Here is a 20,186-nt window from a genome sequence, read left to right as displayed (position 1 = left end):
ATTTCTATTCTAGGTCAGCCCAATCGATACTGGGAGGTGCTGCGTGCTTCCTTGGTATCAATTGCGATGTTGCTGGCCTTTGCTGGCGGCACCGCTTCAGCCGCGGCCATAACGTTCAAGGACATCCGTGGCCGCACAGTGACGCTGGAGGCTCCGGCCACCCGCATCGCCGTCGATGACAGCCGCTACCTCATCGCACTGGCGCTGATCCATCCCGATCCGGCGGGCCTGCTGGCGGCGTGGCCGAAAGACATCAACCGCCTTGGCGGCGAGGCCTACAAAGCGTTCCTGGCCAAGAGCCCGTCCCTGGAAAAGCTGCCGCTGGTGCCCAGCTCGGCGCAGGACTTCTCGGTGGAGGCGGTGCTGGCGGCGGCACCCGAAGTAGCCGTGTTCGCCGATGGCAGCGGCCCGACAGACGCGCAGGTGGCCCAGCTCGAAAGTGCCGGGGTCCAGGTCGTCTTCATCGATTTCTTCCGCCACCCGTTCAGGAATTTGGGCCCTAGCCTGAAGATCTTCGGCGCCATCACCGGGCGCGATGCGCAGGCGGATGCCTTCATCGCCTTCCGCGAGGAGCGGATGAAGACGATCAGTGACGCGGTGGCGGGATTGTCGCCGGAGCAGCGGCCAACCGTTTTCCTCGAAGCGCATGCCGGCATGTCCGCCGATTGCTGCAACGCACCGGGCAAGGGCAATGTCGGCGACTACATCGAGTTCGTCGGCGGGCATAACATCGCGGCGGACGTGCTGAAGCAGCAGGCCTCCGGCCGCGTGAACCTCGAATACGTGATCGAGCGCGATCCGGAGGTCTACATCGCGACGGGCGGGCCGCATCTCGAAAAGGCGGGCGGCCTCGTCCTCGGCCCCGGCTACAGCCATGAACAGGCGCAGGCGGCGCTCCGGAAGGTCGGCTCCCGGCCCGGCATCTCCAGCCTGACGGCGGTGAAGGAGGGGCGCATGTTCGGCTTCGCCCACCAGCTCATCAATTCGCCGCTCGACATCATCGCGGTCGAGGTGTTCGCCCGCTGGATCCACCCGGACCTGTTCGGCGGCCTCGATCCCGCGAAGACGCTCGATGAGATCAACACACGCTTCCTCGCCGTGCCCCTGCCCGGCGAGTACTGGCTCGGCCTGAACTAGGGGATGAGGGACGTTATGCAGCATATGTTCATGGGGCGGATCGCCCTCGGCGCGCTCGCGCTCGGTCTTTCCGCCGGGGTCGCCCTGGCGGAGCCCGTCATCGAAAAGTCGGTGAAGGTGGCTCCCGGCCTTTATGAACTGGCGGTCAGCCCGTCCACCAAGACGGTCTATGTCGCCAGCACCGGCAAGCGCGGTGAAAACAATGCGAAGATCGTGGCCATGGACGCCGCCACCCTCGAGGTGAAGGGCGAGATCGATGTGTCCGCGTCGCCGGTGTTCGGGCTCGGCATCAACGACAAGACGCAGACGCTCTACGGCACCGCGACCCGTGACGGTTCCGTGGTCGTGATCGACCTGAAGTCCGGCAAGGTCTCGCACACCGCCAAGCGCGGCGAGAAAGCCCATGTCCGCGAAGCCGTGGTGGACCAAGAAGGCAACAGGGTCTTCGTCTCTGTGTTCGGCATGCGCCCCCGGCCGCCCCGCCCGACGGAGGCCCCGGCAGGAGCCGCTGCCCCGGCGCCCGCCGCTCCGGCGGAGCCGGTGGATGAGCATGGCGAGATCTGGATCCTTGATGGCGCGACGGGGCAGATCGCCGAGGTCATCGAGAAGCCCGGCAAGGGCATCAGCGGCATCGTGCACGATGCTGCGGCGAACCGGCTCTACGCCACCGACATGACCACGCACGAGGTGCTTGCCATCGACCTCGCGACCAAGAAGGTCGTGGCAAACTGGCCGACAGGCGGAGACAGCCCCATCAACCTTGCGATGGACCCGGAAGCCGGCCACCTCTTCGTCGCCAACCAGAAGTCCGGAGATGTCACCGTGCTGGACGTCAAGGACGGCTCGCTCCTCAAGACGGTGAAGACCGGCGCGGGCGCTCTGAGCGTCGTCTACGATCCCAAGACCAAACAGGTCTTCGTCTCGAACAGGCAGGAAGGCACGCTCTCCGTCATCGACACCAAGACCTACGAGGTGGTGGCACAGCTGCCGACCGGCACGCTGCCACAGACGGTTTCCGTCGATCGCGAGACCGGGCTCGTCTACGTCTCCAACAAGGCGCGCGGCACGCCGCGTGATGCGCCGAAGGACACCCCGCCGGTGGAAGACCCCAACGGCGACACGGTGTCCCTCATCCGTCCCTGATCGACCGACCCCATGGACCGGACACCGGCGTGTCCGGTCCAGTTCGAAGCACCGGCTCGCCATGATACCCCTTCAGCAGACCTGGCCCCCGGAGTTTGCTGCGCGTTACCGCGCGGCGGGCTACTGGCGAGGCGAGACCTTCGGCGGTTTCCTCCGGCAGCGCGCCGCCGAGGCTCCCGACCGGCTGGCGGTGGTGGGCGGCGAACATCGCTGGACCTATGCCGAACTCGACCGGCGCGCCGACGCGGTGGCGGCGGGTTTCCTGGAACTGGGGCTCGTGCCCGGCGAACGGGTGGTGGTCCACCTCTCGAATATCGCGGAGTTCTTCAGCACCGTGTTCGGCCTGTTCCGCGCGGGGCTCGTCCCGGTCTATGCGCTGCCGGCGCACCGCATCACCGAGATCGCGCATTTCGCACGCGGAGCCGAGGCGTCGGCCTATGTGATCGCGGACCGGCACGACGGCTTCGATTACCGCGCGCTGGCCCGCCAGCTGCAGACCGATGTGCCGGCGGTCCGCGAGGTGGTGGTGGTGGGCGATGCCGGCGAGTTCACGCCCTTCGCGCAGCTTGAGGGTGCATCAGGGTCCTTGCTGCCGGAGCCGAGCCCGTCCGAGGTCGCGTTCCTGCAGATTTCCGGCGGGTCGACCGGTTTGTCCAAGCTGATCCCCCGCACGCACGACGATTACATCTTCTCCTTCCGGGCCAGCGCCGAGATCTGTGGGCAGGATGCGTCGAGCGTCTACCTGACGGCGTTGCCCGTCGCGCACAATTTTCCCATGAGCTCTCCCGGTGTTTTCGGCACCCTCTATACCGGCGGATGCGTGGTGCTGAGCCCGTCTCCCGCGCCGGATGTGGCGTTTCCGCTGATTGCGCGCGAACGGGTGACGATCACGGGCCTCGTGCCGCCGCTGGCGCTGCTGTGGCTGCAGGCCTCCGCCGCCAACACGCATGACCTTTCCAGCCTGCAGGTGCTGCAGGTCGGCGGCGCGAAGCTGACGCCTGAAGTTGCAAAGCGGGTCGGCCCCGCGCTCGGCTGCACGCTGCAGCAGGTCTTCGGCATGGCCGAGGGGCTGGTGAACTACACCCGGCTCGACGATCCGGAGGACGTGATCGTCAACACGCAGGGACGGCCGATCAGCGTGGATGACGAAGTCATCATCGTGGACGATGCCGGCCAGCCGGTGCCGGAGGGCGAGGCCGGCTACCTGCTGACGCGCGGGCCCTACACGATCCGCGCCTACCACAACGACCCCGCCGCGAATGCGCGCGCCTTTACCGAGGACGGCTTCTACCGCACGGGCGACGTGGTGAAGCGCACGCCGGAGGGCAATCTGGTGGTGCAAGGCCGTGCGACGGACCACATCAACCGCGCCGGCGAGAAGATCTCGGCCGAGGAGATTGAGGACCACCTGCTGGCGCATCCGGCGGTGTTCGACGCGGCGGTGGTGTCCATTCCGGATGCGGTGATGGGCGAGCGCAGCTGCGCCTTCATCATCCCGCAAGGGGAAAAGCCGAAGGGAGCCGTCCTGAAGGCCTGGATACGTGAGCGCGGGCTGGCCGAGTTCAAGGTGCCGGACCAGGTGGTCTTCGTGGACGGCTTCATGGAAACCGCCGTCGGCAAGATCAGCCGCAAGGAATTGCGCGCCGCCTTGCGCGCGCGGCATCTGGCGGCGAAGGAAACAGCATGACGCGCCTGACGCTTGAGAGCATGCGCGCCGACATAGCGGAGATGATCGGCGAAGATCCGGGCGAGATCGACATGGAAGATAGCCTCGTTGACCTTGGTCTCGATTCCATCCGCGCCATGATGCTCGTGGAGCAATGGAAGGCGGCGGGCGTGCCGCTGCAGTTCGCGGAACTGGCCGAGGTGCCGACCCTTGCCCACTGGTGGCGGGTGGCGGAACGCGTGCAGACCGGTGGCTGAAACAAGTGTGGGTGCAACCTGGCCGCTGACCGACGCTCAGGAAGGCCTGTGGACCGCCCAGCGGCTTGAGCCGGACAACCCGATCTACAACACCGGGCAGATGGTGGAACTGGACGGCCCGCTGGACCGTGCCGCCTTTGCGCGTGCCGTCGAGACAGCGCTGGTCGAGGCTGAGGCCTTGCGCGTGCGTATGGTCGAGGCATCGGGCGGCGTGCTGCAGCAAGTGCAAAGCGGCGGCTTCGAGCTGTGTCTGGTCGATCTCTCCGGCGAGAAAGATGCGGAGGCCATCGCCCGCGCCCGCATCTCGGCAGATATGGCGAGGTCGCTCGATCCTGCACGTGACCGGCTGGCAGCCGAGACACTCTATGTCGTCAGCCCGGACCGGCACCTCTGGCACCAGCAGATCCACCACGCGGTGATCGACGGCTTCGGCACTGCTCTTCTGACCGCGCGCATCGCCGAGCTTTACGCCGCCTTGGTCGAGAACCGCGAGCCGGGCGCGGCGCTGCCCCCCTATGGACCCGTGGTGGCTGACGCTGAGGTCTATGCTCGTTCGGAGAAGCGCGCCATGGACCGCGCCTTCTGGCTGGAAACCTTAGCCGCCGCACCGGATGTGATCGGCATGGCCTCAGGCACGGCACTGACCGGCCCCACCTTCCACCGCGCCGCCGCCACTTTGCCGGCCGAAGCGGAGGAGGCGCTGCACGCGCTGTCACGTGAGGCGCGGCTTCCCTGGCCGGATGTGCTGGTGGCACTGACCGGCGCCTATGTGCGGCGGCATACCGGTGCGGAGGAAGCGATCATCGGCGTGCCGAGCATGAACCGGATGGGCAGCGCGGCCGCCCGCGTGCCCTGCATGGCGATGAATGTGCTGCCCCTGCGCATCGGCGGTGACGAGAGCCTGCCGGTGCGCGAGTTCGCGGCGCTTGCGGCGAAGGCGCTGCTCAAGGCGCGGCGTCATGGCCGCTACCGTAGCGAGCAGCTGCGCCGGGACCTTGGCCTCGTCGGAGGCGGGCGGCGGCTGTTCGGGCCGCTCATCAATGTGCTGCCGTTCGAGCAAAGGCTCGACCTGCCCGGCGTAAGCGCCCGGGTGACGGCGCTCGGCACTGGCCCGGTGGACGACATAACCTTCACCTTCCGCGCAGGCGCCGGCGGGCGGGCGCTTACCCTTGAGGTGGACGCCAATCCGGGGCTCTACACGGCGGAAGGCGTGGCGGCGCACGCTCGACGCCTCGCGGCTTTTGTCGCCGCTGGGCTCGAAGCCCGAACGCTGGCCGAGGTGCCGATCGCCACGCCGGACGAAGCCCGGCATCTGATCCACGCCGTCAACGCCACCGAGCATGAGGTGCCGCGCACCACCCTCGTCGCGCTGATCGAGAAGGTCATGGCGGCCCATCCCGAGGCCGGGGCGCTGGAGACCGCCGAGGAGGTGCTGAGCTATGGCGATCTGGACCGCCGCAGCATGGCAATGGCACGACGTCTCGCACTCATGGGCGTGCGGCGCGGCAACGTGGTGGCCGTGGGCCTGCGCCGCTCCGCGGATTTTGTGCTGACGCTGCTGGCGATCCTGCGCGCGGGCGCGGCGTATCTGCCGCTCGACATCGAGCATCCTCCGGAGCGCATCGCCACCATCGTCACGTCCGCCGCGCCGCGCCTGCTGGTGACCGATGCGGGGTCAGGGCTGCTGGTTCCGGAGGGCACACTGGTCGTCACTCCGGACTTCGCCGACGTTCATGACCGCATCGCTCTCGACCCGCCCGGCCCGGACGACGCGGCCTATGTAATCTACACCTCCGGCTCCACCGGGACGCCCAAGGGCGTGGTGGTGGAGCACGACGCCATCGTGAACCGGCTGGAATGGATGCGGACGGTCTACGGCATTGGACCGGCCGACCGCGTGCTGCAGAAGACGCCCGCGACGTTCGACGTCTCGGTGTGGGAGTTCTTTCTGCCGTTCCTGTCGGGCGCCACGCTGGTCGTGGCCCCGCACGGTGCGCATAAGGACCCGGAATGGCTCGCGGAGGTCATCCGGGCGCATGGCGTGAACGTGCTGCACTTCGTGCCGTCCATGCTCCAGGCCTTTCTTGCGGAACCGGCGGCGGCCGGCATCCCGCTCCGGCTCGTCTTCTGCTCGGGCGAGGAACTGCCGGCCGCCACGCGCGACCGCTTCCACGCGCTGATCGACGCCGAACTGCACAATCTCTACGGCCCGACCGAAGCGGCGGTGGACGTGACCCATTGGCCGGCCACGCGTGACGACCGCTCCGTGCCGGTGCCGATCGGCTATCCTGTCTGGAACACCGCTATGTATGTGCTGGACGGGTCGCTGCGCCCCGTGCCGGCGGGCGTCGCGGGCGATCTCTACATCGCAGGTCGGCAGCTCGCGCGCGGCTATCTGGGACGGCCGGACCTGACCGCCGAGCGTTTCCTGCCCGACCCCTACCGGCCGGGCGGACGCATGTACAAGACCGGAGACCTCGCCCACTGGCGCGATGACGGGGCGCTGGTCTTCCTCGGTCGCTCCGACCACCAGATCAAGATCCGCGGCCTGCGCATTGAGCTCGGCGAGATCGAGGCCGTGCTGGCTGGCGCACCGGGCGTCGGGCAGGTGGCGGTGATCGCGCGCGAGGACCGGCCGGGGGACCAGCGCATCGTGGCCTATGTGGTGCCCCGAGATGCGGCGGGCGACGCCTTGCGCAAGGCGGCTGCGGCCCGCCTGCCGGACTACATGATGCCGACCGCCTTCATCGGACTGGACGAGCTGCCGGTCACGGCCAACGGCAAGCTGGACCGCCGCGCGCTGCCGGCGCCCGAGGTGACCACCGCTGCAGGCCGCGCGGCTGAGAGCCCGACCGAGCAGGCGGTGGCCGCGCTCTTCGCCGAGGTGATCGGGCTGGATGGCACTGTCGGCGCGGACGACGACTTCTTCGACCTCGGCGGCCACTCGCTGCTGGCGGCCGAACTGATGCTGCGGCTGCGCGCGGACTGGCATCAACGCATCGGCCTCGGCGCACTGTTCGAGCATTCCACCGTGGCGCGGCTCGCGGCTTTCCTCGACACTCTCGCCGGTGAGGATCCGGAAGCCGGGCAGGGGCTTGGCAGTCCGATTCCGCTGCGCCGTGGTGATGCCAATGTCCCGGCGCTGTTCGCCGTGCACCCCGCAGGCGGTCTGTCGTGGTGCTACAGCCGCCTTGCGCGCGCACTGCCCCCGGGGCGTGCGGTGTGGGGCCTGCAGTCCGTCGGCATCGATCCTGATGCGGCAACGCCGGACACGCTCGATGCCATGGCCGCTTCCTATGTCGCCGAGATGCGCGCGGTGCAGCCCATCGGGCCATACCACCTCGTCGGTTGGTCCATCGGCGGCATCATCGCGCACGCCATCGCGCAACAGCTTGAGGCTGACGGTGAGCAGGTCGGCGTGGTGGCCATGCTGGACGCCTATCCGGCCGACCGCTGGCGGCTGCGCCCGGCGCCGGAGGCGAACTCGGCTCTGAAGGCGTTGCTGCACATTGCCGGGCACGATCCGTCCGAACTCGATGGACCGCTGACGCGCGAGGCCGTGCTCGGCTTCCTCGCGAAGAGCGGGCATCCGCTGGCGCTGCTTGGCGAGCGCGCGCTGGAGGGTGTGGTTCGAGTGGTGGACAGCAACAACCGGCTTGTGCGTGGCCACCATCATGGAAAGATCGCGTCGCGGGTTCTGTATTTCAGGGCGGCGCTCGACCATGCCGGCGAGGACCTGCATCCCGAACAATGGGCGCCCTATGTGGCTGCGCTCGATGTGCACGACGTGCCGGCCCTGCACCCGCATCTTGTCGGCCCGGAGGCAACGGCGCTCATTGCGCCGGTGTTGGCTACGGCTCTGGTGAAGCGGGACCGATAGGGAACGGACCTCATCCTGAGCCTGTCGAAGGATGCTTATGCACTGTGACCAACCATCCGTCGACAAGCTCAGGATGAGGCCGAGTGGATGCTGGGTCAGCCCTGGCGCACCCAATCTATGACCGGCTCTTCCTTCCACGCGAAGCGTGCGAGATGGCGGGTCACCACGCCTTCCAGCCGCTCGATGGCTTCGGCGTCCGCGCCCTCGACTTCGAGGAACAGGGTGTCGTCGCGCGCCTTCAGCCGGCACACGCCCATATCGAACTCGATCACGCCGCTCGTGTCGTCATAGGTGGCGGGGATCTTGTGGGCGAAATGCTTGCACAGGCGGATGATGTAGTCGTGCGGCTTCTCGGTCGGCACTTCGGCATGAGAGGTAAGGCTCATCATGTGTCCTCCTTGTCAGGAGCGGTGAACACGTCGTCCACCAGGATCTGCAGCGTGCCGCGCGAGCAGGTCTCGACGCGGGCGCGCACATTGTACACCCGCGCCAGCACATCCGGCGTCAGCGCCTCGACGGGGTTGCCGGCGGCGGCGACAGTGCCGTGCGACAGCAGTACGATCCGGTCGGACCAACGGGCGGCGAGCGCCAGATCGTGCAGCACCATGATGACCGTCATCCCCCATTCGCGCGCTGCCTCCCGGACCAGCTGCATCACGCGCAGCTGGTAGTTCAGGTCAAGCGCGCTGGTGGGCTCGTCCAGCAGCAGCACCCGCGGGCGGCGCACGAGGGCCTGGGCCAGCGAGGCAAGTTGGCGCTGGCCTCCTGAAAGATGGTCAAGCCCTTCCATGGCGAGATGGGCGATGCCGATGCGCTCCAGCACCTCCACCGCGCGGCGGGTTATGGCGTCGGTGCCGTGCTCGATGCCCTCCGGAGGCGTGGCCCTCAGCGCGCCGATGACGGCCTCCAGCACCGTCAGGGCCACGCGCTGTGGAAGCGTCTGCGGCATGTAGGTGACGCGCCGTGCGTGTTCGGCCAGCGGGAGGCCGATCAGTTCCGTGCCGCCAAGCTCGATGGAGCCGCGTGCCGGCTGAAGGCCCGCGAGAGCTCGCAGCAGCGTGCTCTTGCCGGCGGCGTTGGGGCCGAGCAAAGAGAGGGTCTGGCCCGCTGCCAAATCGGGCAGGCTGAGGCCGCGCACGACGTCGCGGTTGCGATAGCCGGTCGAGAGATCGCGCACCCGCAGCACGCCCGCCTCCATCAGACGCGCTCGCGGCGGCTGAAGATCAGCAGCAGGAACACCGGCACGCCGATCATGGAGGTGACGATGCCGACCGGCATGACGACGCCCGGCACCAGCGCCTTGCTGGCCACCGAGGCCAGCGACATGATGAGCGCCCCCGTCAGGGCGCTGGCCGGCAGCAGGAAGCGGTGGTCCTCGCCCAGCATCAGGCGGGCGATGTGCGGGCCGACAAGGCCAATGAAGCCGATGGTGCCGACGAAAGCCACCGAGGTGGCGGCCAGCACGCTGACGCGCAGCAGTGCCGTGAAGCGCAGTCGGGGGACGTTGACGCCAAAGCTGCGGGCGCGGTCTTCGCCCAGCCGCAGCGCTGTGAGGCTCCATGAGGCGCGGATGGCGAAGGGCAGGCAGATGGCGAGCAGCACCGCCAGCACCGCCACATTGGGCCAGTTGGCCCGACCGAGCGATCCCATGGTCCAGAACACCAATTGCTGAAGCGCCTCCTGCGAGGAGACGAACTGCACGAAGGCAACGAGCGCGTTGAACGCGAAGACAAGCGCGATGCCGAACAGCACCACCGTTTCCACGCCGGCACCCCGCGTGCGGGCCAGCGCCTGCAGCAGCAGCACCGAGCCGAAGGCGCAGATGAAGGCGTTGAGGGAGACGATCCAGTCCTTCGGCACGAAGGGCAGCGAGATGCCGAGCACGATGGCGAGCGAGGCACCGAAGGAGGCGGCGGAGGACACGCCGAGCGTGAAGGGGCTGGCCAGCGAGTTGTTCAGGATCGTCTGCATTTCCGCGCCGGCGAGCGACAGCGACGCGCCTACGAGAAGCGCCAGCACGGCGGCGGGAAGACGCACCTGCCAGATGATGGCAGCTTGCGGCTTGCTGAGGCTTGCCGGATCGACCAGCCCCCGCAGCACATCCATCACGGAAAGCGAGGAGGGGCCGGTCACCACGTCCAGCAGGAAGGCCAGAAGGGTCGCCATCCCAAGAGCCGCCACGATGAACGCGCGGCGTCGCACGGTGCTGCGGTAGGCGAGGATGATGTCTGTGCTGGCTTGGGTCTGGGACAACGGAACCGGGCGGTGATCACACGGGAAAGTCTCGGACTTCGTAAGCCGGTTTGCCTATTGGGGCGAGCCTTAATTGGCTGGAGGTATGGGAGGAAATTGCTGGCGCAAGGCGCGAAGCTTGGCTTCCAGATCCGGCCTTCACCCTCGTGTTCCGAAGAATGCCCCGTACGGCCTGAGTCGCGAGTCGGCGGGTGTGGGTTCCGGCCTTCGCCGGAACGCCGGGGGGCCAGAGTTCTAGTTCGAGACAGAAGGCGGGCGTCGCGGCGCAGGCCGGGACCCATACCTGCTGGCCATCCGCTCATGCACCGGACAACGCAGCTCTTCGCGGCAGGGTCGGGGAATGGCATCCTTCGACAAGCTCAGGATGAGGCCTTGGGAAGAAGCCTCCGAAGAGAGGCTTTCCCCTAAAGCAAAACGGGCGCCCGATGAGGGCGCCCGTGATGGGATCAGGCGAACTCGGAGCTCTTTTCCTTGCGCTTGCGCTCGGTGGGGTCGAGGTAGACCTTGCGCAGGCGGATCGACTTGGGCGTGACTTCGACGCGCTCGTCGTCCTGGATGTAGGTCAGCGCACGCTCCAGCGTCATCCGGATCGGAGGCGTCAGGCGCACGGCTTCGTCCTTCGAGGTGGTGCGGATGTTGGTGAGCTGCTTGCCCTTGAGCACGTTCACCTCAAGGTCGTTCTCGCGGGTGTGCTCGCCCACGATCATGCCCTGATAGACCTTCCAGCCGGGCTCGATCATCATCGGGCCGCGATCCTCGAGGTTCCACAGCGCATAGGCCACGGCCTCGCCGGGCCCGTTGGCGATCAGCACGCCGTTGCGGCGGCCGGCGATGTCGCCCTTGTAGGGCTCATAGGCGTGGAACAGCCGGTTCATGATGGCCGTGCCGCGCGTATCGGTCATGAGATCCGCCTGGTAGCCGATCAGGCCGCGCGTGGGGGCGCGGAACACGAGGCGCTGGCGATTGCCGCCGGACGGGCGCATCTCCAGCATTTCGCCACGGCGCTCGGACATCTTCTGCACGACGACGCCGGAATGCTCCTCGTCGACGTCGATGACCACTTCCTCGACCGGCTCCAGCGTCTCGCCGCTTTCGCTCTTCTGCAGGACGACGCGGGGACGCGAGATCGAGAGCTCGAAGCCCTCGCGGCGCATGGTCTCGATCAGCACGGAGAGCTGGAGCTCGCCACGGCCGGACACGAAGAACGAGTCCTTGTCGGCGGCTTCCTCGATCTTCAGCGCCACATTGCCCTCGGCCTCCTTCAACAGGCGGTCGCGAATGACGCGGCTCGTGACCTTGTCGCCCTCGGTGCCGGCCAGCGGGCTGTCGTTGACGATGAAGGACATGGTGACGGTGGGCGGGTCGATCGGCTGCGCGACCATCGGCTCGGTGACCGAAAGGTCGCAGAAGGTGTCGGCAACGGTGCCCTTCTGCAGGCCGGCGATGGCGATGATGTCGCCGGCGACACCTTCCTCGATCGGCGTGCGCTCAATGCCGCGGAAGGCGAGAATCTTGGAGATGCGACCTTGCTCGACTACCGAGCCGTCCTGCGCCAGAACCTTGACGCTCTGGTTGGGCTTGATGGAGCCCGAGGTGATGCGGCCAGTGATCATGCGGCCGAGGAAGGGATTGGCCTCGAGCAGCGTGCCGATCATGCGGAACTGGTTGTCCTCGTGGATCTTCGGCTCGGGCACATGCTTCAGCACCAGGTCGAGCAGCGGGGCCATGCCCTGGTCCTGCGGACCTTCAGGCGCCTCGGCCATCCAGCCGGAACGGCCGGAGCCGTAGAGGATGTGGAAGTCGAGCTGCTCGTCGGTGGCATCGAGCATCGCGAACAGGTCGAACACCTCGTTCACCACCTCGGCCGGGCGCGCATCGGAGCGGTCCACCTTGTTGATGACGACGATAGGACGCAGGCCGACCTTCAGCGCCTTGCCGACCACGAACTTGGTCTGTGGCATCGGGCCTTCGGCGGCGTCGACCAGCACGATGGCGCTGTCCACCATGTTCAGGATGCGCTCGACCTCGCCGCCGAAATCGGCATGGCCCGGCGTGTCCACGATGTTGATGCGCGTGTCCTTCCAGACGATCGAGGTCGCCTTGGCCAGGATGGTGATGCCGCGCTCCTTCTCGAGCTCGTTGGAATCCATCACGCGTTCGGCGACACGCTGGTTCTCGCGATAGGAGCCCGACTGCTTCAGCAACTCGTCGACAAGCGTGGTCTTGCCATGGTCGACGTGTGCGATGATCGCGATATTGCGCAGTTTCATGTGGTCGGGTCTCAAGCGGCGGCAATCGCCCGCCGGTGCGGGGCTGCATGGGGCAGCGCTGTTTACGATTTGGCGCGCACCATAGGCACAGCGTGAGAAAAAGCAATGACTGTGCCGCAGGGCGGGCCCGCGGAATGCAAAAGGCGCGGCCGGAGCCGCGCCTCATTCTTGCATCGGAGTTTGGCTCAGTAGCAGCGGCCGCTGCGGGCAATGGTGCGATCGCAGCCGTCCGGCCCGCCATCTCCGTTGGAGGCCGACTGGCCGCCATTGTTGCCGCCGTTTCCGCCGCCGGGGTTCCCGCCATTGCCGGGATTTCCGCCGTTCCCCGGATTTCCGCCAGTGCCGCCGCCATTGCCGCCGCCGCCGATACCGATGCCGACATCGGCCACGCTGCCGCCGCCGATGGTGGCGCGAGCCCGCACAGTGTCGAGCGCGCCGACACGGACATCGGCCACGCTGTCTCCACCGACGGTGACCCTAGCCTTGATGGCGCCGGGCAGCTTGGCGTTGACCTTCACGGCTTGCTGCGTCCCGCCGATCGTGGCGTTGGCACGCGCAGCGTTGTTCAGCGCGCCGACGCCAACATTGGCAACGCTGTCCTCTCCGCCCACGGTGGCCTTGGCACGGAGCGCGCTGGCTTCGCGGCGACCGATGGTGGCATTGGCATCCACGGGAGCGCGATCACGTGCTCCGACCCGGACGCGCGCCTTCGCGGCATCGTTGAGAGCGCCGACATTCACGTCGGCCACGCTGTCATCGCCTCCGACCGTGGCGCGGGCGCGAAGGGCCTGCCGCTCGCGGCTACCGATACGGGCACGGACATCAGCCGGCCGTTCGCGGGAGCCGACACGGGCGCGGGCCCGGATGCCTTCCTCCTGTTCGTCCAGCAGCCGCACATCTACGTCTGCGGCCTCCTCTCCGGAACCGACGGTGGCGCCGGCCTTCGCCGCGCTGCCGATATTGGCACCGACAGAGGCTGCCGAAGTTCGGCTTCCGACGGTTGCGCCGACGCTCGTGCTACCGCCGATGCCAACGCCGACCGAAGCTGCACTGCTGCCGCCGATGCTGGCCCCGACATTCGCGCCGCGCGCGCCGCCGACGCTGACGCCGACACCCAGACCACCGCTGCCGGTGCGCCCGACACCAACACCCACGCCGCCGCGGCTGGTCGAGCCGGCCGAACTTCCGCCCGTGCTGCCGCCGCTGCTGGCGCCGGATCCGGTGCTTGAACCGCCGCGGCTTCCGCCGCCAAGTCCAAGGCTCAATGCATCCGCCGTGGTGCTCATCGCCAATACAATCGCGACCGCGCTGGCCGCGTACATCATCTTACGGGATCCGTTGTTAAACATGTTGTTCTCCGCCGGTCTCGGAGCCGTTGAGCCTCATTAACAACGACCCCGTCCTGTGTAATCCAACGGAGGTTCATCCGAATCGTTCCAGCTTCTACTTAAGTTTAAGGTTGTCGGGCGGAACCAGGTTAACGCGGCGTGCCTGTACAAGTGACAATCCGCCCGATGTACGGCGCCACGCAGCCTTGGTGCAGGGTGAGGTCATCCCCATCCATTGACGCCTGGCGCGACGGGCCTGAAGCTGGGACGCGCTTCCGACGGGGACCCACTTATGCCGATCCTGATCATCATCATCCTGGCCATCATGGTGGGCCAGATCGGCTTCTGGGACACGTTCCAGTCCGTGCTCGGCGCGGTCGGCGTGATCATCCTGTTTTTCGCCCTGCTGGCAGCACTTGCGGCTGCGGCTGTGGCCTATTTCTACAACAGGGTGCGCCGCCGCTTCTAAGCGCCTTCAGGTGTAGCGGGGCCCGCGCTTGGCTTCGCTGAGAGCGGCGCCGAAATCGCGTGCGAACGCGGCCCGGTCCTCCGGCGCAAGGAAGCCGCCGATGTTCAGATGCGTCTGCCGTTCCACGATAGCCACACGCTGAAGCCCGTAATCCTCATCCACCTCGCGGTGCAGGCGCACCCATGAGGGGTTGAAGCGCCATTCCGCGTGCTCGCCCCAGTGCGAGACCTTGCGCACGCTGAGTTCGAAATGGGTCAGCGCCAGTTCCTCGCGGGCGCGCGCCGTGCGGTAGCTCCAGCGGAAAGCGAGATAGAGCAGCAGCACGTCGAGGCCGAAGAAGCCGACGACCGGCCAGGCTCCCACGATGAAGAAGGGAATGCTGGCCACGGCCGAGGCGGCGCCCACCGCGATCATCAGCACGCGAAAGCCCGTGGGGCCGAGCGAGCGATGCGGACGCAGCACCGTGCGGTAGAGCTCCACATCCTCCGGGGTGTAGGTCATCGGGCCAATCCTTGCCGGTGGCGCACAGCCATCATATTAGCGCGGAGATGACGTCGCGCCAGCCGCCTGCTATCTCCAGCCCACCGCCGCCAGCGCCGAAACGGCGAAGCCGCACGCTGACCCGCGCCGAGATCGAAGAGGTGTTCCGCCGCTTCCAGTCCGCCAATCCCGAGCCGAAGGGAGAGCTGGAATACGTCAACGCCTTCACCCTGCTGGTGGCGGTCGTGCTCTCGGCGCAGGCGACCGATGCCGGCGTCAACAAGGCGACGCGTGCGCTGTTCGCCATCGCCGATACCCCCGAGAAGATGGCGGCGCTCGGTGTGGAGGGCGTCTCCCGCTACATCCGCACCATCGGCCTGTTCAACACCAAGGCGAAGAACGTGGTGGCGCTGTCCGAGCAGCTGATCGCGAACCATGACGGCGAGGTGCCGGCCACCCGCGAGGCGCTGGAGGCGCTGCCCGGCGTGGGCCGCAAGACGGCGAACGTGGTGCTGAACATCTTCTTCGGCCAACCGACCATCGCGGTGGACACCCATCTGTTCCGCGTCGGCAACCGCACCGGACTTGCGCCCGGGGCGGACGTGCTGAAAGTGGAACTGGCGCTGGAGAAGCGGGTGCCGAAATGGGCGCTGCTGCACGCCCATCACTGGCTGATCCTGCACGGGCGCTATGTGTGCAAGGCCCGCACGCCGGAATGCTGGCGCTGCCTGATCAGCGACATCTGCCGCTACGAGCCGAAGACGCCGGCTCCGGTGGAGAAGCCAGCGCGGGCGCTGCTGCCGCCGCGATAGTGTCCGGAGCGCTGTCTGCTGAGCTGCGCTAGAGGAGAGCGGCAGGCAATGAGCCAGGAGCCGGTCGGTCACAGGGTGTGGGGCCCGGCCTTCGCCGGGACGCAGTTCACATGCTTGGGCTTCGGAGCTGATCCGGGCGTTCCGGCGAAGGCCGGAACCCATACGCTCCGACGTGGTGCTAAGCCTGCTGCTTACCCACCGTTGAATGAAATCGACTAGGCCATACGCACCCAGCGCGCGGGGAGCAGGCCGCGCACGGAATTGCCGAAGAACACCGCGTCGGCGTCTTCAAGGGCGGCGAGGTTCAGCACGGCTTCATGGGCCCTCCCGGTGTCCAGCAACTCGGCCCGCAGGGTGCCGGGCAGGAGGCCGGAACTGACAGGCGGCGTCAGCAGCCGTCCGTCTTTCTGCACAAACAGATTGGTGAAGCTGCCTTCGGTCAGTTCCCCCCGCTCGTTGAGGAAGACCACCTCATCCACCCCCAGCCGGCGAGCGGCGTCGGCGCGCGGCACGTCATAGACGGCGCGACGCGTGGTCTTGTGCCGGAGCAGGGGATCGGCGCTGTGCACCGGCAGCGGCGCAATGGTGAAGCTGAGCTCGGTCATGGGCTTGAGATCGGTGACGGCCACATCGAACCCGCCATCCTCTCGGAGCAACAGGCGCACGCGGGCCGGTTCGCTGCGGCCCGCGAGGGCGCCGAACAACGCCGCCTCTGCACCCTGCCGGTCGCAGGGCAGGCCGAGGTCCGCTGCCGAAGCGCACATCCGGGACAGATGCCGCTCCTCGAGGACCAGCGACGTGCCGTCATAGGCGAAGGTCTCGATCAGTCCGAACGGCTCGTGCACGCCCTGCAGGAAGCGCAGCTTCAGCAGCGCTTCCTCATATTCCGCCTGCTCCTCGGAATCCGCCACCACACCGCCGCCCACGCCAATGCGGCCATTGCCATCCACATCAATGACAGCGGTGCGGATCGCCACGTTGAAGCGAAAATCGCCGCCCGGCGCGATGTGCCCGATGCTGCCGGTGTAGAGACCGCGCGGCCCCGCCTCGACATCGTGGATGATCTGCATCGCGCGGATCTTCGGCGCCCCGGTGACGGAGCCGCACGGGAACAGCGCTGCCAGGATCTCCCTGATCCCGTTCGAGGATTCGAGCTGCGCACTCACCGTCGAGGTCATCTGGTGGAGGGACGCATAGGTCTCTACGGCAAAGAGGGCGTCCACCTCCACGCTGCCGAGTTTGGCCACTCGGCCTAGATCGTTGCGCAGGAGGTCCACGATCATGAGGTTCTCGGCGCGGGACTTCTCGTCGGCGCGAAGCTGCTGCACCTTCTCCGCATCCGACTCATCGTCCCGGCCGCGTGCGATGGTGCCCTTCATGGGGCGAGTAACCAGCCGTCCGCCGGTGTTCGCGACGAACAGTTCCGGCGACAGCGACAGCACCCGGTGCTCGCCGGTGTCGAGCCAGGCGCCGTGAGCCACCTCCTGCCGCAGGCAGAGGTCGCGGTAGAGCGCCATTGCGTCGCCCTGCAGCCGGAAGCCCGCCGGCATGGTCAGGTTGACCTGGTAGACGTCGCCCGCGTGGATGAACCGCATCACTTGCCGAAAGGCGGTGCCGTACTCCTCTCGCGACACGCCGATCGCGAGGTCCGCGATGACCGGGCGTTCAGGGCCGCAGTTCCCGCCGATCCAGCTCCATGCCTCGGCGCGGGTAAGCACGTCCGGAGCATCGTAGATGCCGAGCCACAGCAGCGGAAACGATGAGCGGCTCGGCAGCAGCCCTGCCAGACGCTCCTCGAACAGCAGGCCGAGTTCGTAGGACAGGAAGCCCGCAATGTGCTGGCCACGTGCAAGCGCCGCCTCCGCCTCGGCGATCAGGCCCGGCGCTTCCAAGGCGTTGCAGGTGGTGAGCACGCGATGCGGCCAGCGAAACAGCAGGCTCGACCCGCCCGAGGCGCTGTTGTCGTGCAGGATAAGGGTGCCCGGCTCGCTCATGCCGGGCGGTATACTGCCTGGAATAGCCGGCGACGAGCGCCGACCTTCTGCCCGGGTGCTGAATTCAGGAAGGGTTGCGCGGCCGGCGCTGTGCGGCTGCCGTGCCGCCCACCGCCGCACCGATCAGGAAGCCGATGCCGGCGGCTGCAAGCACGGCGACCATGGCATTGTCCTCGACCTTCGTTTCCACGGTGCTGTAGGCCGCGCGGCTCTCCTTGCCGGCTTTGCGGGCCAGTCCGCCAAAGCTGCCTGACAGGGCAGTAACGGCGGTGAGGATGCCTTCGAGCTGGCGCCCGAGGTCGCCGAGCAGGGGGCTTACAGCCGAGAGCACATCATGCGCGCCGCTGGACGCCCGCGCCTCGACCGCATGGGCAGTCTTCACCGCACGCTTGCCGGCCGTCTCGGCGCCCTCGCCGACCAGATGGTTCAACTCCGTGAGGCTGCTCTGCAGCTCGTCGATCCGTGCCTGAAGATCGGACGTGCGGGACGTGCTCCAGAATGCCATGTCGTTACCTGCCGGGTGGTTAGGGTCTCAGGTGCTTGAACGCGACAGGTAAGGGGAAGGTTTCGCCGGCTCAGCGTTTCAGCTTCTCGCCTTCCTTGACGAGCAGGTGACCCAGCTCCAGCGCGCCTGCGGCCGGCAGGCGGAAGGCCAGCTCCGTTTCCTCGCCCTGGTCGAACACGATGGCGACGGCAGGACCGGCGGGCGGCGTCAGCGTGCCCACGGCAGCGGTGCGGATGTCGAGCGGGACGACCTCGCCGGTCTGGCCGGGAACCTGCGGCACCGGGTTTGGCGTCTTCGGCCGCACCATGGCGATGCGCCGGGTCTCGGCGGCCAGTTTGCGGGCGGCGGACAGCGGAAGCTCCACCACGACCTCGCGCCCGGCGCCGTCGCGCCCGAGAATGGAGAAGGTCTCGTCCTTCGACTGGACCTGAACGCCGACAATATTCGTTAGCTTGATCTTGGGCATGACGGATCCGGTGCAATGCGCTGTGCCCGGCTCTTAGCCAATTCCTCGCCCGTGCGCCATGAGGGAAAGGACGACGATGCTGTTGCTCTACTATTGGCCGACCATTCAGGGGCGCGGAGAATTCGTGCGGCTCGCGCTGGAGCAGGCCGGAGCGCCGTACCGCGACGTGGCGCGCGAGGATGGCGTAGAGGCCATGTTCTCGGCGATGCACGAGGGACCAACGCCCGCGTTCGCGCCGCCTTTCCTGAAGGATGGCGACCTCGTCGTCGGACAGGTCGCCAACATCCTGCTCCATCTGGGCGACAGGTTCGGCCTCGCGCCCTCAGACGCAGGCGGACGGCTCTGGACCCATCAGATCCAGCTCACCATCGCCGACATGGTGGCCGAGGCGCACGACACGCATCATCCCGTGGGCAACGGGCTGTATTACGAGGACCAGAAGCCCGAGGCGGCGCGCCGCGCAACCGACTTCCGCGACAACCGCATTCCCAAATTCCTCGGCTGGCTGGAGACCGTGCTGGCGCGCAATCCCGCAGGTCCCGGCCGTCTTGTCGGTGCCGAGAACACCTATGCCGATCTCTCGCTGTTCCAGCTGGTGGAGGGGCTGCGCTACGCCTTCCCGAGAGCAGCGGAACGGGCGCTGGCAAAGGCTCCGAAGGTGATGGCGCTGCACGACGCGGTGGCAGAACTGCCGCGCATCCGCGCTTACCTGCAGAGCCCGCGCCGCATCCCCTTCAGCGAAGACGGCATCTTCCGCCGCTATCCCGAACTGGACGGCTGAGCGGCCAGCCGCTCCCGCACGAGGCAGGCCAGCCGGCTCATCCACACATCACGGATGCCGCAGGTCTCCAGCCCTTCCAAGGTCTGGAACAGGTAATCGGCGCTGGAGCCGAGATCGCCGCGCGCGATTGCGATGCGGTCCGCTGTCTCGGCCAGGGTGATCTTCGGCTGATAGTTGTCGGACAAGGGATTGATGGTGAAGGTCACCGCGAGAAAGCTGTCCGCGCCGTTGCGCACATGCACCCAGCGCGGGAGATAGCTGTCCGCGATCATCTCGCGCAGCCACACCACCTGCAGTTCGCGCCGCACCTTGTGGGCCGCGATGCGGTAGGCCACGCCCCGGCACGAGCCGCCACGGTCCAGCCCCAGAACCAGTCCGGGATGCTCGGGCGAGCCGCGCCCCATGGGCGTGGACAGGCAGAAACGCCGATGCCAGGTGTGGATGGTGCCGGTCGAACGGTCCTTGAACTCGAAGGCCGGGTTCCAGATCAGCGAGCCATAGGCGAACAGCCAGACATCCTCGCCAGCCATCACCGGCCCGCCGGGCCTCTGGCGCAGCGTGCTCTCCAGGCTCTCCTCGAGCTCGGCATCCGTGCGGATCTGATAGGGCAGGCCGCTTTCCTGCAGCATGCGGCGAATGAAGTCGCCTTCGATGGTGTCGCGGGTCAGGACATTGCGGACTTGGTCTGCCATTCCCCGATACTGGCATTGCGGCGGTGCATCGTGAAGCATGCACAGCGGACAGT

The 20,186-nt window shown here is 67.4% G+C and carries 18 protein-coding genes; 8 read left to right on the top strand and 10 right to left on the bottom strand.

The features are described 5' to 3' along the window. The first annotated feature begins 66 nt into the window (after window positions 1–66). The 5 genes from SCD90_RS03335 (at window position 67) to SCD90_RS03315 (ending at window position 8,083) form a co-directional block, all read left to right on the top strand. Entirely contained in the window at window positions 67–1,137 is a 1,071-nt protein-coding gene (locus SCD90_RS03335) for an ABC transporter substrate-binding protein (protein ID WP_319843193.1), read from the top strand. A 15-nt stretch (window positions 1,138–1,152) separates the two neighbouring features. Further along, the gene (locus SCD90_RS03330; protein WP_319843192.1) at window positions 1,153–2,280 is read left to right on the top strand and encodes a YncE family protein; all 1,128 of its coding nucleotides are present in this window, start codon (window positions 1,153–1,155) and stop codon (window positions 2,278–2,280) included. A 61-nt stretch (window positions 2,281–2,341) separates the two neighbouring features. Then, complete coding sequence (locus SCD90_RS03325) at window positions 2,342–3,967, top strand: (2,3-dihydroxybenzoyl)adenylate synthase (protein WP_319843191.1); 1,626 nt, start codon at window positions 2,342–2,344, stop codon at window positions 3,965–3,967. Then, a complete protein-coding gene (locus SCD90_RS03320) occupies window positions 3,964–4,203 on the top strand; it encodes a phosphopantetheine-binding protein (protein ID WP_319843190.1) in 240 nt (79 codons plus the stop codon). The genes SCD90_RS03325 and SCD90_RS03320 overlap by 4 nt, the downstream gene beginning before the upstream one ends. Further along, entirely contained in the window at window positions 4,196–8,083 is a 3,888-nt protein-coding gene (locus SCD90_RS03315; RefSeq protein ID WP_319843189.1) for an amino acid adenylation domain-containing protein, read from the top strand. Before SCD90_RS03320 ends, SCD90_RS03315 begins: the two co-directional genes overlap by 8 nt. 95 nt (window positions 8,084–8,178) lie before the next feature. Here the strand turns inward: SCD90_RS03315 and SCD90_RS03310 are convergent, their stop codons facing one another. From SCD90_RS03310 to SCD90_RS03290, 5 genes are all read right to left on the bottom strand, one after another. Next, a complete protein-coding gene (locus SCD90_RS03310; protein ID WP_319843188.1) occupies window positions 8,179–8,472 on the bottom strand; it encodes a DUF2218 domain-containing protein in 294 nt (97 codons plus the stop codon). Next, window positions 8,469–9,281: an ABC transporter ATP-binding protein gene (locus SCD90_RS03305; RefSeq protein ID WP_319843187.1), complete on the bottom strand. Its 813-nt coding sequence runs from the start codon at window positions 9,279–9,281 to the stop codon at window positions 8,469–8,471. The genes SCD90_RS03310 and SCD90_RS03305 overlap by 4 nt, the downstream gene beginning before the upstream one ends. Then, window positions 9,281–10,336: a FecCD family ABC transporter permease gene (locus SCD90_RS03300; protein WP_319843186.1), complete on the bottom strand. Its 1,056-nt coding sequence runs from the start codon at window positions 10,334–10,336 to the stop codon at window positions 9,281–9,283. Before SCD90_RS03300 ends, SCD90_RS03305 begins: the two co-directional genes overlap by 1 nt. A gap of 446 nt (window positions 10,337–10,782) precedes the next feature. Next, window positions 10,783–12,606, bottom strand: a complete 1,824-nt coding sequence (gene typA, locus SCD90_RS03295; RefSeq protein WP_319843185.1) for a translational GTPase TypA — start codon at window positions 12,604–12,606, stop codon at window positions 10,783–10,785. Window positions 12,607–12,791: 185 nt separating this feature from the next. After that, window positions 12,792–13,955 (bottom strand): hypothetical protein, encoded by a 1,164-nt coding sequence (locus tag SCD90_RS03290; RefSeq protein WP_319843184.1) that lies wholly within the window; start codon window positions 13,953–13,955, stop codon window positions 12,792–12,794. 271 nt (window positions 13,956–14,226) lie between these two features. Between SCD90_RS03290 and SCD90_RS03285 the strand changes: the two genes are divergently transcribed. Further along, complete coding sequence (locus SCD90_RS03285) at window positions 14,227–14,403, top strand: hypothetical protein (RefSeq protein ID WP_319843183.1); 177 nt, start codon at window positions 14,227–14,229, stop codon at window positions 14,401–14,403. Window positions 14,404–14,409: 6 nt separating this feature from the next. On the opposite strand, the gene SCD90_RS03280 is transcribed toward SCD90_RS03285, so the two are convergent. Continuing rightward, window positions 14,410–14,904 carry a DUF2244 domain-containing protein gene (locus tag SCD90_RS03280; protein ID WP_319843182.1) on the bottom strand — a complete coding sequence of 165 codons (495 nt, stop codon included), beginning with the start codon at window positions 14,902–14,904 and terminating at the stop codon, window positions 14,410–14,412. A 47-nt stretch (window positions 14,905–14,951) separates the two neighbouring features. Here SCD90_RS03280 and nth point away from each other — a divergent pair, with 47 nt between their 5' ends. Next, the gene (nth, locus tag SCD90_RS03275) at window positions 14,952–15,695 is read left to right on the top strand and encodes an endonuclease III (RefSeq protein ID WP_319843181.1); all 744 of its coding nucleotides are present in this window, start codon (window positions 14,952–14,954) and stop codon (window positions 15,693–15,695) included. A 215-nt stretch (window positions 15,696–15,910) separates the two neighbouring features. Here nth and pabB read toward each other — a convergent pair whose 3' ends face one another. From pabB to SCD90_RS03260, 3 genes are all read right to left on the bottom strand, one after another. Beyond that, window positions 15,911–17,689: an aminodeoxychorismate synthase component I gene (gene pabB / locus SCD90_RS03270; protein ID WP_319843180.1), complete on the bottom strand. Its 1,779-nt coding sequence runs from the start codon at window positions 17,687–17,689 to the stop codon at window positions 15,911–15,913. 64 nt (window positions 17,690–17,753) lie between these two features. Further along, complete coding sequence (locus SCD90_RS03265) at window positions 17,754–18,194, bottom strand: hypothetical protein (protein ID WP_319843179.1); 441 nt, start codon at window positions 18,192–18,194, stop codon at window positions 17,754–17,756. A 70-nt stretch (window positions 18,195–18,264) separates the two neighbouring features. Continuing rightward, window positions 18,265–18,660, bottom strand: a complete 396-nt coding sequence (locus SCD90_RS03260; RefSeq protein ID WP_319843178.1) for a hypothetical protein — start codon at window positions 18,658–18,660, stop codon at window positions 18,265–18,267. A gap of 76 nt (window positions 18,661–18,736) precedes the next feature. Here SCD90_RS03260 and SCD90_RS03255 point away from each other — a divergent pair, with 76 nt between their 5' ends. Next, a complete protein-coding gene (locus tag SCD90_RS03255; protein WP_319843177.1) occupies window positions 18,737–19,441 on the top strand; it encodes a glutathione S-transferase in 705 nt (234 codons plus the stop codon). On the opposite strand, the gene SCD90_RS03250 is transcribed toward SCD90_RS03255, so the two are convergent. After that, window positions 19,420–20,133: a gamma-glutamylcyclotransferase gene (locus SCD90_RS03250; RefSeq protein WP_319843176.1), complete on the bottom strand. Its 714-nt coding sequence runs from the start codon at window positions 20,131–20,133 to the stop codon at window positions 19,420–19,422. The two genes, SCD90_RS03255 and SCD90_RS03250, sit on opposite strands and share 22 nt — an antisense overlap. Between the last annotated feature and the right edge of the window lie 53 nt (window positions 20,134–20,186).

Origin of the sequence: Terrihabitans rhizophilus, from assembly GCF_033898525.1 — a bacterium.
GTDB classification, from domain to species: domain Bacteria; phylum Pseudomonadota; class Alphaproteobacteria; order Rhizobiales; family Methylopilaceae; genus Flaviflagellibacter; species Flaviflagellibacter rhizophilus.
This window is presented reverse-complemented; position numbering and strand designations above follow the sequence as displayed.

What these genes read in the sequence shown, in the direction of transcription:
- SCD90_RS03310 (WP_319843188.1), bottom strand. Translation starts at nt 8,472, where the DNA reads ATGATGAGCCTTACCTCTCATGCCGAAGTGCCGACCGAGAAGCCGCAC.
- typA (WP_319843185.1), bottom strand. Translation starts at nt 12,606, where the DNA reads ATGAAACTGCGCAATATCGCGATCATCGCACACGTCGACCATGGCAAG.
- SCD90_RS03250 (WP_319843176.1), bottom strand. Translation starts at nt 20,133, where the DNA reads ATGGCAGACCAAGTCCGCAATGTCCTGACCCGCGACACCATCGAAGGC.
- SCD90_RS03265 (WP_319843179.1), bottom strand. Translation starts at nt 18,194, where the DNA reads ATGGCATTCTGGAGCACGTCCCGCACGTCCGATCTTCAGGCACGGATC.
- SCD90_RS03305 (WP_319843187.1), bottom strand. Translation starts at nt 9,281, where the DNA reads ATGGAGGCGGGCGTGCTGCGGGTGCGCGATCTCTCGACCGGCTATCGC.
- SCD90_RS03280 (WP_319843182.1), bottom strand. Translation starts at nt 14,904, where the DNA reads ATGACCTACACCCCGGAGGATGTGGAGCTCTACCGCACGGTGCTGCGT.
- SCD90_RS03285 (WP_319843183.1), top strand. Translation starts at nt 14,227, where the DNA reads ATGCCGATCCTGATCATCATCATCCTGGCCATCATGGTGGGCCAGATC.
- SCD90_RS03255 (WP_319843177.1), top strand. Translation starts at nt 18,737, where the DNA reads ATGCTGTTGCTCTACTATTGGCCGACCATTCAGGGGCGCGGAGAATTC.
- SCD90_RS03330 (WP_319843192.1), top strand. Translation starts at nt 1,153, where the DNA reads ATGCAGCATATGTTCATGGGGCGGATCGCCCTCGGCGCGCTCGCGCTC.
- SCD90_RS03325 (WP_319843191.1), top strand. Translation starts at nt 2,342, where the DNA reads ATGATACCCCTTCAGCAGACCTGGCCCCCGGAGTTTGCTGCGCGTTAC.
- pabB (WP_319843180.1), bottom strand. Translation starts at nt 17,689, where the DNA reads ATGAGCGAGCCGGGCACCCTTATCCTGCACGACAACAGCGCCTCGGGC.
- nth (WP_319843181.1), top strand. Translation starts at nt 14,952, where the DNA reads ATGACGTCGCGCCAGCCGCCTGCTATCTCCAGCCCACCGCCGCCAGCG.
- SCD90_RS03335 (WP_319843193.1), top strand. Translation starts at nt 67, where the DNA reads ATGTTGCTGGCCTTTGCTGGCGGCACCGCTTCAGCCGCGGCCATAACG.
- SCD90_RS03320 (WP_319843190.1), top strand. Translation starts at nt 3,964, where the DNA reads ATGACGCGCCTGACGCTTGAGAGCATGCGCGCCGACATAGCGGAGATG.
- SCD90_RS03260 (WP_319843178.1), bottom strand. Translation starts at nt 18,660, where the DNA reads ATGCCCAAGATCAAGCTAACGAATATTGTCGGCGTTCAGGTCCAGTCG.
- SCD90_RS03290 (WP_319843184.1), bottom strand. Translation starts at nt 13,955, where the DNA reads ATGTTTAACAACGGATCCCGTAAGATGATGTACGCGGCCAGCGCGGTC.